Source organism: Neobacillus thermocopriae (genome assembly GCF_010975035.1).
In the GTDB taxonomy this organism is placed as follows: domain Bacteria; phylum Bacillota; class Bacilli; order Bacillales; family Cytobacillaceae; genus Neobacillus; species Neobacillus thermocopriae.
The window spans coordinates 1-13,618 of sequence record NZ_JAAIUV010000038.1; the positions used below are offsets into that span (position 1 = coordinate 1).

The window sequence follows — 13,618 nt, forward strand, 5'->3', positions numbered from 1 at the left end:
TGGCTTCCTGGCATAGAACTCATGCCCGCCGAGGCTCCATGTCAAGCCACGAAAGGTAACTGTAATTTAAATTAGAAAGTGGTTTGGAATTTAATTTATTTGTGTCCGGAATATTGACGTAGGTCCAGTTCAACAATATCATGTACAGCTTTATTACCTATATTTTTTATTTTTTGTAATAATAAAGCATGAGTAAAGATGATATATCCATTTTCATATAAACCAAATATTCTCCCCGCTAGGTTATCTGTAAAAATTACTTTATTCTTCTCATTTAACTTTTTTGAACCATCTTTATTATAAATATGCCCCTTTTTAATATTTAACTCGTTACAAATTCCTTCAATTATAGTTCGAAGTCCTGCTGCACATAGAATATTTTGTTGTGAGTTATATGCATTTATTGTTTGCTTATATAGCTTATTTAAATTTTCTGGAACAAATTGAAATTGTTTCGGAGGCATAAAATATAACATCTCAAATTTCCTTTTCCATCTTTCTTCATCAGTTTCAACCTTTGGCTCTTCGGGATAAACTGTAAAAATATCTTTCCATTCTCTATAACCATTAATATATTCCCAAGTGTCTTCATCACCATATTGCCGAACAAATGATTTATTATCACAACCTGCGCATTGTACAATATGATAATGATCATGCCAATGGAAATCAGCATCTACATCTGATTGTTCTTTGTAACTTGTAATTATTAAATGTTTGGTTTTCCCTTTACATCTACTACAATAAACTCGTTCTTTTAATTCTTCCACTACAATCGCCCCTATAAATTTATTATAAAAGGAAAATTCTATAATGTTTAAAAATTTGTTTAAGGAATTAAATTAACTTTAAACTTTTTAATAGTTTTTCTTCCCATATTCCACGAAAATTTTAATGTTAAGAGGTATATATTTAAAAGAAATTGTAATAAACCATGGTACAATTTTGCACTAAGAGATGGTCAGTTGGTAAAAAACGTACTTTCTGATATAAAAGATATATCTCCCTACATCGCCAACATAAAGGAAGAAGCCCTAAGGAAAAATAAATTCCCCACCATCACATTTAATTGAAACTAAATAATTATTTTTTTCGGTGTCCAAATATCCGTAAACCCATTTTCCCTTGAATAATAGTAAAGATCTTTTAGTTTTTTACTGGTATAAACCTGCATATCCCCCCTTTTTCTGAGCTCTGGTATAGAAAGTAATTTATCGTTACGGTCAATGATTTCTTCTAAAAAGATTTTACTCGCTAATTTATCATTTTTTGATAAATTACATGCGCTGCATGCAATCACTAAATTCCACAATTGATCTGCCTGAACAAAACTCCATGGGATAAAATGATCGACATGAGCATGTTGCTTTCTAATGACTTTTCCACAATAAAAACATTTTCCGTTATAATAAGAAGAGAGAACCTGGTAAAATTGATCAAGAGATGACCTTCTAGAGACATTTTCAACTTTTAACAATAGATTCGTAGTATCTCCCTTTTCATTAAATTTTTCTAAAAACAAAGCTAGATGGTAATTAGTTAAATAATTTAATACTCGCTGAAAACGCTGCATAAATGAGAAAAATGTACTGTTAAGTTTTAATTGTTCCTTCTGATTATCAAAATCATAAATAGTGCACGCTGTATCGCCATATATTGCCCCCATGACATTAACCTTACATTTTCTCTTCACTTTATTTATAATTTCCACCTGTAATTCTTCAGAAAGTTTATCAAAAACTAATGTGTTGGGAATCTGATACTTAGATTGAACAGCAAGCAGGATTTTCTGGACTTCGGCCTTTTTTCCCGTCATATTTATTTGATTTAGGTTATGATGGATAACTAAGTTCCAATATATTTTTGCAAAACTCGCAAACAAAGTAGAATAATTTATCTCTAACTTTTCATTAAAATTGTACAAGTTTTCCAAAATTGACTTAATCAGAACGAATTTGTATGTAGTAGAGTTTTTTGATTTCGACGAAAATATGTAATTAAAATGACCCCAAATCTCTTTATCAGTTAGATATTTTGCTTTCATTTCGCCGACTTGTAATTTATGACTCATGAGCTTTCACCTGTATGATTGTTATATAATTAATGATCTACTTTTATTAAACATATCCTTTTTTTAAATCCGCCACGCTCTTGCAGTTTCTTTTTTCTACATTCATCGATATAATCAAATGAAACCCCATGATAATCGGCCAAGGCATGAATAATTTCCAGCATATCAGCAAGCTCTTCAATAGATTGCTCTATAGTCTTACTATGTATGAACTCCTCAAGCTCTTCATAACTTTTCTGTTGTAGTGCTTTTATGTACTCATCATCATTCAATATCTTCATGATAAAATTTTTACCACTATTTTTTATAATTTCCGGTATCTTATCGCGCACTAATTTATTATAAATTGGCATTTCCTTGTTACCCCTTTTAGTGAAATATACTTATACATAATAGTTAAATTAAATTGGATTGATACCAAACAATTCCAAAATTATCTATTTCCATTATACAAAATGATTCCAAATAATTAATAGAAATAAATGTTTTTAATGATAAAACATATCAGTTTTTTCCTACCGTTTTCTCTTTTACAGTACCTTTGAAAATGTGATCAAGTTCCAAAGTTTTAATATTGTAAAATGGAAAATTTCAAATTAAAAAGCTCTGTAAGGAACATCCCTACAGAACTAAAAAAATAAGAGTTAATATTTTTCTTTCTCTTCGGCAACCATTGACATAAAAAACTCATTAGTTTCATATTTGTTACTTTTTTGGTACCGCTCCTTTAAATAGGCAGCCAGTTTCTTATCCGTACAAAAAACAAAGCATCCTTTTTGACCACGTGTCATTAAAGTTCGGTACGTATTTCTAATAATCTCATCCGCGAGTTTTAATGCCTTTTCAGGTTCTTCCCTTATCATTTTTTTCAAGCCTTTTAATGAAGTATCTGTTTTTGCACGTTTGGTATAATCGGTGACTACACTTCCTTTTTCATACCTTAAGTCATCTCCAATAATGACACCTACATAATCAAACTCCAAACCTTGGCATGTATGAATACAGCCTGCTTCTCTGACTGAGTTTTCATCAATTGCCCAAGTAGCTGTATTACCTAAATTCCAGCTCATTTTAAAATCAAACTCAGGAATTACAATATCAAAATAATCCGGATTTGTTTGTCCAACTTTATCCCAATTCCAGCAATAACCAGCAACAATTCGTGATTTATTATTCACTTTATTCAAATTTTCAATTTCTTCCCTCAGTTTATTTGGATTATCAAATACCCTGAAATCATACTGTCCACCAATAAAATCAGCATTTGCTGTTTCTCGAATTTGAAGCACGTCATCAATCCAAGCTAAATAGCCGTCAGAACCATTGCAACGGAATTGGGATTCTAGATTCATAATAGTCAAATTCGCGCCAAATTCTGAAGCGAATTTTTTTATTTCCCCTATACTTCCCGCATCTTTTAGAGTAACACGCTGTCTTTCATCAATAAAAAAGATAGAAAACTTCGAAGCATGGATGATTTCTTTCATTTGATTTTCACCCAGATTGGAAAACATTCCGGATTTCTCATTCAACCTGTGGGCTTCATCCACTATTAATGCATCAAACTCATCAAGTGATGCATCTATATAACTTCCAGATCCTTTGAATAAGTTATCAATAACTCCTTTACGGAAATCACGTTTTAATTTTGTTGCATAGATATTTCGAGGAGCAGCGTTTTTTGTGACATATTGGCAAACCATATGTTGTTTCGTTAACTCAACTAATAAGTTTATAGCCAATACAGATTTACCTGTACCCGGACCACCAGTTACCACCAAAACTTGTTTGGTATTAGTCCGTAATGCTTCCTTCGCAAGATAAATGGCTTGTTCAAAAATCACTTTCTGATCATCAATCATGACAAACTCGGGATTTCCTTTTAACATACTGTTTAAGGAATCTTGCAGGGATTTAGAAGGACGAATCCTCCCATTTTCAATTTTATAGAGGTTTTCCTTATTATCACCATATTGTATGTATTTTTTTATAAAATCACGTAGTTGCTTTGCTTGCCCCTTCAAAAAAACAGGAGCTTGTTCTATATAATACCGGTACACCTTATCAGTTAAAGGATCATAATCGCCTTGATAGATGTAATTATGTAGGTAAGCACAAGGATAAAGATGAATTTCATCGTTTTGAGCATTTTCATTATAGTCTTTGATTAATGATGCATATGACCACGCCTGATAAGAAGGATGAGTCGTTTCCACCAAGTTACGGTTAATGACTGTTTTCACAATAGCTTCTTTCCCACTTATCTTCTCCACAGATTTCCATTGTTTTAATTCAATTATTACAACTGAGTTTTTTTCTCCCTGTTTTCCAGATATTAAAAAATCAACCCGTTTTGAAGTGTAGGGAATCTTAAATTCAATTGCTACACCCGCATCCGCTGGAATTTCATGATCACTAAGAACTCTATACATGTATTGCATGGAGTTATCCCAAGCCCGAACTTCTCGCTCATTGATTCGACCAATTTTTGCATTATAATTTCTACAAATATTGTTAACTAATTCATCGTGAAAAACATCGTTTAAAAATTCTGATTTAGTCGCTTCATAGACAATCATTAATAAATTCATTCCCCATTATTTACTATAATCATTATTTTAATTGATACGAAATTTTTCATGTACACCAATTAAAAGATAAAAAAATCAATTTACATCAATCATTTACTCTTTATCCAAGGAGGTAAAATACCTTCTATAAATCCTTTATGATCTGTTTAATTAGCAAATCAGACGCAATTTTCTTTTAATTAGAACAGAGAACCAACATACATAAATAATATTACGTGTATGATTGTGTATCATATTACTCCCCCATAGTTATATTGAATTGTCTCAATCATTTGCAAAATCATTTGATTCTTCTGATCATTGAACAATTCTTCCATCTCCCTATATATCTCTTCTTCATCCTCCCAATTCATTATAAATATAGATTTAGAGAAAAGACGAGTATATCTTGAGGATGGTTGTTTCGATTTGTCTGAAATGGTCAAGCCTTGGGCTTCTAGTTCATGAATGATAGCTAAGCGTTTTTCCGGATATAAAGGCCCTAGTTCCAATGTTAGCTTTAAGCGATCATCGTTTAATCGCTCAAACCAATAGGTAAAGGTGCTGTCATGCCACCACCATTTGTGTCGGGTACCTCCAAAGGATTTTTCAAGCTTTCGAAATACCGGTAAAAGGAATGAGGCAATTCGATTTTGAATGCGATAATGATCCATTGGTATTCCTTGAGACTTAGCAAATTTTAAAAATGCATCAGCAGGAATTTTTCCTTTCGGGAAATGTTCATAATAAGACGCACTTTCTTCTGAAACTCCTTCTGATGATTCCTCTATTGATGCGACCGCCAAGGCTACTTTTTTAAACAATGAATGTAGGTCAGAATTATGATATAAACGACCCATTCCCTCGATAATTACTTGCTTATGAGCCCAGTCTGAGATTTCGGTTGTTTGTGTATAAATTTTCGTATATTTCTTCCCTTCCTGTTTGGCAGATGGCCTGATCGATACACCTTGATTTTCTAGTGCGTTCAACAACTTCAACCTTTTTTCAAATGGGATTGGTCCAACCTCTACATTCATCTTTAATCGGTCGTCCCAAGTACGTTCGAACCAGATGATGAGTCCGTGCCCTAGCCAATATTCCCCTTCAGGCTCACCTATTGTTTCAGCAAAATCTTGCCATTCAGGTAAAATAAAGTTCGGCACTCGAATATGAGCACGGTAAACTTCTTTTGGGATGTTTTCTAGTTGAACAAAAGATAAAAAAGCCTCCCGTAGGACATTACTGCCGATTTTGAAAATAAAATCTATCGTTTGTTTCTTTTTTTCATAAATTTTTCTTAAGGCTACTTTTTGTTCATCGGTTATTTCTGTCATTTGCTCAAAGACTTTACGATACCGCGGTTGTTTCCTGTACTCTTCATGTTGACTTAAAAATAATAAATCAATGGCTGCTTGATTGGCTTGATAAACCTCAAGGGCAAGCTCATTCGCTTCTTCATCTTGAACGAGCTGTTCCTGAAGGATGGCGGTATAATACACTAAAAAGTCATAAACATTGTCAGACATCGCTTCCCTATTGAATTCAATATGGGATTGAATGATTTCTAAAACATCATAGTAATCTAGCACCCAGTAATCTTGAAAAGATGGGGCGTCGCTTGCTAAAGTCAAGAAAACTGGTAGAATCGTATATCCATCCTTTTCAAAACATTTACGAGCATAACTTAAATAATCTTCCAGCTGTCCCAACGATTCTCCGGCATGAAATTTGTTTTCTATTAAAAGAACGAGCTTTTGTGATGGGACAATAATTAATAAATCTATGTATCGGTTTGTTTCCGTTTTCACTTCACGATAAACTTCTGCGTCTGAAAAAGAAGCATAGATATAGGAAAGGAAATTCCACCCTTCCGCTTTCTCCTCATTTTCGGGACGCATAATGAGACGGGACAACAGTTTTTTTATAAAAAAACTGCCCAATTGATGGTTTTCATTCGGATCCAATAACCATGCCAATACATTGGAGTGCCGAATTTCAAACTGATCCACCCGCAATACTTTTAATGGATTAAACTGATGAAATTTTTGATGCAAACGAGCGAAATCTTTCGAGTGATCGAGCTGCGCAATCGAATCCAATGAATATGTCATAGCAAGTTTTTCTCCTATCCACTTTCAAATCAACATGTAATTTAAAAAGAATTCTCGAAATTCCCTATTGTTATTCATTTATAAGAAACTCCAAGATATAGGGAGAAGTTCCTATACTTCCCTAGTCATCCAAAAAAATACACTACTATCATACAATGTTCCTAGTTTCTAAGTCTAGGAAAATGGGAAAACCCCCCATTAAACCAAATTGGCTCACTGTCATAAAAACAAAAAAATTGCGAAGTAATAACCTCGCAATTTCAAAATACATTCATGAATAAATGAAGTTTTATTCGACCATTTTAGCATTGACATAAACAATAAGAAGAAGATAACCAATGACAATAAGAGGCATAAGTATTTCTAAAGGTAGGATTCTCACAAATCCACTCATGATTAAAACAACAGCTACCACAAAACTATAGGAGCCCACAATAGTTCCTAGTTTCTTTTTATCTCTCACACGATGTTGGTTAAAACCACTCAACCAATACGTTTGCTTTTTCACACCCACTAAATAGGCAAGCACTAAGAAGATTACACCTAAAACCACTACTTTAGTATCCATCTGCCACACCCTTCAAATGAAAATGAACCATTGATTTCACAATGTGTATCCCTATATTTCTATATTCGGGCATCGTTTTTTTAACTCCGAGATGAACTCGTCCCTATTCTTTGGAGAAATCTTAACACTACCTAGTGTGGCAGATTGATAAAATAATTCAAGTCCCTCTTTAGAGGATAAAATTCGATAACCAGTAAATAGATCGTTCATTGGAGTCATTTTGGTGATAGACGGATAAGCAATTTTACTCCTGAATGGTCCGCCTTTCACGAATAAATAATCTTCATAGAAAATGTACTTAATAGAAAAAGTAGTCCATAATAAAAAGCTGACTGAAATGAGAAAGATAGCGACCATAATCATGACGACGGTTATGGATGCTTCCTTATCAAGGAGCGGAGGTAGTAATGTAACAGCAGCTATAATTAAAATCGCTATCGATAAACATGTGATGAATACACCATCTATTTTTGAACGGAACATCATTGAGCCATCCCCTCTTTTTTTACGGTAGATACGGTTATTATTACATTTTATGATAAATGTAGTATTACTTGTACCGAAACGAAATGAGCCCTTTCTAAAATCCACTTTTATCAGATGGCATATCATTTTTATATTCCTGCTCGAATAATGAGAAAAAGATCGTCAATAAATCTAGGGCTCATTTTGTAATTTTTATGTTATACAAAATCCAATTCCTATTCAATTCACTCTAACAAATATAGTTGCCCAACAATAGCAATCTACCAAATTTACATAATCCCAACCTCGCTTGACTTTGCCGCATCCTTACAAGTTTAAAAATAAACCATATTCTTTCCTAAACCCGAGTTCAATGGTTCCAATCGGGCCGTTTCGATGCTTGGCAAGGATGAGTTCGATCCGATTTTTCTTTGGAGTTTGATTCGAATAGTAATCATCGCGATACAGAAATGCGATGAGGTCGGCATCCTGTTCGATTTGGCCACTTTCTCGTAGGTCTGATAAGATGGGACGCTTGTCCTTGCGGCTTTCGACCCCTCGGCTTAATTGAGAAAGGGCGATGACGGTGATTTTTAATTCCCTTGCCATCGTTTTAAGTGCCCGGCTGATTTCACTTATTTCTGCCTCGCGCGTTTTATGGTATTTACGGTCCCCTTGGATAAGTTGCAAATAGTCGATCACTACAAGCATTCTTTTTTGCTCACCATATTCCCTTCTCAGTTTTCGCACCGTGGACCAAATATAAGGAACATCCATGCCGGCTTTGTCAAAAATATAAAGGTTCCTATTGGACAAATCCCCAATGGCGGTGGAAAAACGGTCCCAATCCTCCTCCTGGAACTCTTTTCTCGGATTTTGCATTTTTAAGCTGTCGATTCTTCCTATCAATCCTGCCATTCGTTTCAATAATTGGATTTTCGGCATCTCGAGAGAAAAAATGACACTCACATCCTTGACCGCTGCTTGAACGGCCAAGTTCAAAGCAAATGCCGTTTTCCCCATACTCGGACGCGCTCCAATGATGACAAGATCGGAATCCCGAAATCCTCCAGTAAGCTTGTCCAAGTCTGAAAACCCAGATGGAATTCCTACCATCTCGCCATGATCTTGTTCGCAATACTCATATAAATTGACTAAGCTTTGCTGAATATTCCCGTCATCATCCATTGCCTCTTCATCCTGGATGGCCATAAGGTCATGGATCCCTTCTTTTAATGTTTGGCCAATTTCTCCCCACCATGCTTGGTCCATCATTTTTTCTGCAATATGTATCGTCTTTCTTTTTTGATCGTATTCCTTGACTAATTTTTCATAAAAATGAAAGTTCGCTGTTGTTGGCACACTCCCTGCCAACTGATTCAGGTAGCTTACCCCTCCAACTTCCTGCAAACGGTCCAAACCGAGTTCTTCTATAATAGAGATGATATCAATCGGCTTTCCTTTTTCATCCAAGCTTCGTATCGCCGAAAAAATCTGTCTAAGCCTTGAAGAATATAGCTGTTCAGGCTTGATCGTACATTCTTTGATTAGCTGCTCATCCAGAAAAAATGCCCCTACTAGTGCCTCTTCCGCTTGTTCGTTATATGGTTCAAAACTCTGCATCACGTTCATGTTCTTTACCTCTCGATTCCTAATATCGCTCTCATTTGGGCCATAGATCGTTGGGCGACTTCCTCACTGGCTGGCTTATGCTTTCTCGTGATGATGACTTTCGTTTCCTCTAGATTCGGCACGGACATGGCATTGGTCGTTTTATTCGGTGCTAGTTCGGATATTTTTGGAGGATAAGGGGATTGTCTGACAAATTCCAGTAAGTTTTTTTGTACCTCCTCTAATGGCCATTCTTTCATCGCTTCATACCAGTAATTGACTTTATCTTGGTCAACCACGAATTGGTCATAAAAATTCCAGATCATTTTCAACAAGGTAAATGTTTCACGCTTATTCATTTAAATCAAAATCCTCCTCTTGAAGGGATTTGTACACCATCTTTTGGTTGAGATAGGACTCGAAGTTTGTCCCAAATAATGTTGATGGCCTCAAGTATTTGCACATCACCGGGTCATAAAGCCATTCCCGGACTTTGATGTCAATGACTTTTTTGAAATCTTCCAATGTAAAACCATCTTCTATCCTTGCCAGGATGTATTCCCTTGTTTTCTTTGTATGAGGTTTGTAGGATGAGAATGTTTTTTCATTTAGATAATTGATCACTTCCTCGACTAGTTTTTCCGTCTCTGGACTTTCATTTCGCTCGATCGTTTTGTCCTTCATTCTGTCATCATTAGGTAATGGCTGTTTTGGTTGATTTGTATCGTATCGTTTGGGTAGTTCCGTTTCGATCACCGGTTTTTCTGGAGGGAGATCTGTTAATGTTTCCAACTGTTCGTAATGGATCGTATACCACTTCGTTTTATCCATCTTCGTTCGGTTCCAATTGCCAGAAATCACTAATCCCTGTTTTTCAAGCGAATGGATCGTCCGTTTGATCGTGCTTTCTGACCAAAATGGGAACTGTTGCTGCCAATCTTTGTACGTGTTGTATATCCACTTTCTCCCTTCGATCACATGATTACTCATGGACACCCAATAATGAATTTGTTGCAGGATTACCGCTTCGTTCAAACCAATTTTTACTGCCAGTGATGGAATAATCATCACCGGACTTTCTTGAATTAATAATTTGCTCATTTTTTTCCTCCCTTTCCTATTTCACTGAGTGGCTCCTAAGTAAAGTTGAAAGACCGATCCATCAGGTCAACTCTCTCACCCTTTATATAGGAAGTAGGAATGAAAAAAGACAGGGGGGTGGAAAAAAATTTTTGTTTTCAGATGAAATGTGAATAAAAACTCTTACAAAGACATATAGGATAATCGGGTACACCCATAGACTTTATATGTAAATATTTGTAATTTTGTTATTTCGTTGCTAATATAGAGTTAGTTAGTTGAATAACTAAAAGGTGTTGATCAAATGGCAAAACCAAATGGAATGAGTAAGAGTGAAATTATTCAATGTGCAAAGGAGTGTTTGGTTGAGAAAGGGATTGAAAATTTCACATTAAGAGCAGTGGCTGAAAAAGCAGGAGTAACACAAGGGACGATTTACTATCATTTTAGAACGAAAGAACAATTGTTCATCGATCTCGTTCAGGACATTTGTGACAACAGTTGGCAAGAAATATCTCAAACTAGAGAAAACGTGATAGAGCAAGCGCTTGATTCGGCTAAAAGTCGTTGTTCCTATGATTCGTTTTTCCATAAATTATTTCTTTCTTTGGTTGCTTCCAGTTTTAACAATGAGGAAATAAGAAGGAAACTCGGGGAAATGATGAGGAACGAAAATAAGGCTCTATCCGAGATTTTATCAAGCCTTTGGGTAGAATCCCCGATCAAAGGAGTTTCATTTGAAACATGGGGAATTTTATTCAATGCCATTGTGGATGGATTGGCACTTCAAGCATTATTGCAAAAAGACTTTCCCATTGAAAAAACATACGAGGAATTCGAACATTTCATTAAGGAGCTTAGTACTTTCAAAGGTAAGGAGGACAATTAATGAAAGGCTTCTTATTCACTGCGATGTGGGGGTTGTTCGTATGGTTGTTGGCAACATTGTTTTTTAGGCTTTTCGGAGAATATGTTTTATTTCATCCAGGTTCAGGTTCAGTGGAGTTCTTTATCAGCACGATCCTCTTATTAATTGGAACATCCGCTGTATTGTGGGGTGTCACTTATGTATATCTGTTATTCGATAAAACCAACCATGCTGCATTAAAGTTTGGATTTATCGGTACGATCATTGGTTTAGCATTAGACACATTTACATTATCTTATCATCATCTCGTTTTTCCGAAATTGGATAATTCTCAAGTTATTGCTTTTACCGCATGGATGACTTTTGCCTATGCCCTGTATTTATTTATCCCTTACATCATCAATCAAAAAGTTAGTTACAAATAATTGAATAATGTTCGTATCGTTCTAGAATTAATCATAAAGTTTGAATCACATGAGATGCGATCTTTTTCTTTATTTTCTCTGTTTTTTCTCTGAAAAAAATCTTTGTGTATTCTATGGTATTGCTTGGTTCATTTATGTTTCTTCCATCATGCAACGTGATCTGTCCGATGAATCAAGTTGAGTCCTTCGTTTGCTTCGGAATGACAGGACGTATCGTGCAAGTTGATCGATCATGGAACAAAGATAGGCAGAATTTGATTCCTTACTTATTTATATACCGTTGGAACTGTTATATCTAAAGTTCAATCTACTCAACATAAAATGAAAGATGAAAAAAAGCCGAATACTCGGCTTTTTTTACTGCAATACTTACTCTCGTTTATTTTAAATTCTCTGGATTTAAAGCTTCCAATTCAGGAACAACGAACAATCCATCTTTGCGAATTAACACATCATCAAAATAAATTTCTCCGCCACCATATTCAGGACGTTGAATTAACACCATATCCCAATGAACAGCTGAACGGTTCCCATTATCAGCTACCCCTTCATATGCTTGGCCTGGTGTAAAATGAATGCTGCCGGCAATCTTTTCATCAAATAAAATATCTTTCATCGGATGAAGGACATATGGATTCACACCAATGGCGAATTCCCCTATATATCGAGCACCTTCATCTGTATCTAAAATTTCATTTAGTTTTTTCGTATTCGATCCAGTAGCTTCGATAATTTTGCCGTCTTTGAATACTAAACGAATGTTATCGAAAGTTGTTCCGTTGTAAATGGTCGTTGCATTATAGGTAATAACCCCATTAACGGAATCTTTTACTGGAGCACTATATACTTCTCCATCTGGTAAATTTCGCTTACCTGAACATTTCACAGCACCAAGGCCCTTTAATGAAAAAGTGAGATCGGTTCCCGGAGAAACGATACGAACTTTATTGGTTCTATTCATTAGGTCCTCAAGGGCATCCATCGCCTTGTCCATTTTCTTGTAATCTAATGTACAAACATCAAAGTAGAATTGCTCGAATACATCTGTAGGTACACCGGATAACTGGGCCATAGACGGAGTTGGGTACCGCATAATCACCCATTTCGTATTATTCACACGCTCATCTAGTACTTCACTATATAGTCTGTTATACAAATTAATCTTTTCACTTGGAACATCAGATAACTCTGTGATATTGTCTCCACCGCGAACAGCAATATAGCCATCCATCAGTTTCATCTGTGTCATATCCACAATCATTTGATTCTTTAATTGTTCTTCATTGGCCCCTTTTAAGAATGCTCGCGTTACCCGTGGGTCCTTAATATTGTAAAAAGGATTTCCACCTTTCTCATAGACCTTTTCGATTAATATCTTTAGAAATTCAGGATCCTGAACTCCTATCATTTCAATTAATACGTTTTCCCCTGGTTGAACCTCAATGGAATATCCGGTAATGACTTCAGCAAATTTTTCTAAACGTGGATCACGCACAATATCATCTCCCATTTGTTAGTATTTTTTATACGAATTTCAATTCGTTTGTTTTTTTATTTTAATCTATAAAAACAACAAAATATAATAACAAATCATGACTCCATTTCCTCAAACCATTCTTAATTTGTTTTATCGGTATGAAGGGTTAATATTTTAGTTATTGTTATAGCTTCTTTATATTAGATATTTATAGTTAATAAGAAGTATGTTAGCTAAGTAACTGATGCTAGTATAGTTTCATGGACACAACTAAGTTAAGTTTTTTGTAAATCTGACCATACTAGGTATAGAAAGGTTGTGTCCAAATGGTAAACAAAAATACAGGTAAAAAATATAATGCGGATTTTA

13 protein-coding genes are annotated in these 13,618 nt (G+C 35.1%); 2 read left to right on the plus strand and 11 right to left on the minus strand.

Annotated elements, in window-relative coordinates; genetic code table 11:
* Window positions 1-95: 95 nt before the first annotated feature.
* From G4Z05_RS16680 to G4Z05_RS15685, 10 genes are all read right to left on the minus strand, one after another.
* Window positions 96-770 (minus strand): DUF4145 domain-containing protein, encoded by a 675-nt coding sequence (locus G4Z05_RS16680; RefSeq protein WP_163252702.1) that lies wholly within the window; start codon window positions 768-770, stop codon window positions 96-98.
* Between the two features lie 305 nt (window positions 771-1,075).
* Window positions 1,076-2,071: an HNH endonuclease gene (locus G4Z05_RS15645; RefSeq protein ID WP_163252704.1), complete on the minus strand. Its 996-nt coding sequence runs from the start codon at window positions 2,069-2,071 to the stop codon at window positions 1,076-1,078.
* A gap of 29 nt (window positions 2,072-2,100) precedes the next feature.
* Window positions 2,101-2,424: a nucleoside triphosphate pyrophosphohydrolase gene (locus G4Z05_RS15650; RefSeq protein ID WP_163182522.1), complete on the minus strand. Its 324-nt coding sequence runs from the start codon at window positions 2,422-2,424 to the stop codon at window positions 2,101-2,103.
* 291 nt (window positions 2,425-2,715) lie between these two features.
* Window positions 2,716-4,650, minus strand: coding sequence for a DUF2075 domain-containing protein (locus tag G4Z05_RS15655; RefSeq protein ID WP_163252719.1), 1,935 nt, complete (start codon window positions 4,648-4,650; stop codon window positions 2,716-2,718).
* Between the two features lie 242 nt (window positions 4,651-4,892).
* Window positions 4,893-6,755, minus strand: a complete 1,863-nt coding sequence (locus tag G4Z05_RS15660; RefSeq protein WP_163252705.1) for a PDDEXK-like family protein — start codon at window positions 6,753-6,755, stop codon at window positions 4,893-4,895.
* A 289-nt stretch (window positions 6,756-7,044) separates the two neighbouring features.
* Window positions 7,045-7,323: a DUF3784 domain-containing protein gene (locus tag G4Z05_RS15665; RefSeq protein WP_163252707.1), complete on the minus strand. Its 279-nt coding sequence runs from the start codon at window positions 7,321-7,323 to the stop codon at window positions 7,045-7,047.
* A gap of 51 nt (window positions 7,324-7,374) precedes the next feature.
* Window positions 7,375-7,809, minus strand: coding sequence for a PH domain-containing protein (locus G4Z05_RS15670; protein ID WP_163252709.1), 435 nt, complete (start codon window positions 7,807-7,809; stop codon window positions 7,375-7,377).
* 306 nt (window positions 7,810-8,115) lie between these two features.
* The gene (gene dnaB / locus G4Z05_RS15675) at window positions 8,116-9,420 is read right to left on the minus strand and encodes a replicative DNA helicase (RefSeq protein ID WP_231314818.1); all 1,305 of its coding nucleotides are present in this window, start codon (window positions 9,418-9,420) and stop codon (window positions 8,116-8,118) included.
* A gap of 5 nt (window positions 9,421-9,425) precedes the next feature.
* Window positions 9,426-9,758 (minus strand): replicative helicase loader/inhibitor, encoded by a 333-nt coding sequence (locus G4Z05_RS15680; RefSeq protein WP_163252710.1) that lies wholly within the window; start codon window positions 9,756-9,758, stop codon window positions 9,426-9,428.
* Entirely contained in the window at window positions 9,751-10,500 is a 750-nt protein-coding gene (locus G4Z05_RS15685) for a conserved phage C-terminal domain-containing protein (RefSeq protein ID WP_163252712.1), read from the minus strand. Before G4Z05_RS15685 ends, G4Z05_RS15680 begins: the two co-directional genes overlap by 8 nt.
* Before the next feature lie 283 nt (window positions 10,501-10,783).
* On the opposite strand from G4Z05_RS15685, the gene G4Z05_RS15690 reads away from it, so the two are divergent.
* Both G4Z05_RS15690 and G4Z05_RS15695 read left to right on the plus strand, forming a co-directional pair.
* Complete coding sequence (locus G4Z05_RS15690) at window positions 10,784-11,368, plus strand: TetR/AcrR family transcriptional regulator (protein WP_163252714.1); 585 nt, start codon at window positions 10,784-10,786, stop codon at window positions 11,366-11,368.
* Window positions 11,368-11,772: a DUF5367 family protein gene (locus G4Z05_RS15695; RefSeq protein WP_163252716.1), complete on the plus strand. Its 405-nt coding sequence runs from the start codon at window positions 11,368-11,370 to the stop codon at window positions 11,770-11,772. Before G4Z05_RS15690 ends, G4Z05_RS15695 begins: the two co-directional genes overlap by 1 nt.
* A gap of 379 nt (window positions 11,773-12,151) precedes the next feature.
* On the opposite strand, the gene G4Z05_RS15700 is transcribed toward G4Z05_RS15695, so the two are convergent.
* Window positions 12,152-13,267 carry an aminopeptidase gene (locus G4Z05_RS15700; protein WP_163252718.1) on the minus strand — a complete coding sequence of 372 codons (1,116 nt, stop codon included), beginning with the start codon at window positions 13,265-13,267 and terminating at the stop codon, window positions 12,152-12,154.
* Window positions 13,268-13,618 lie beyond the last annotated feature (351 nt).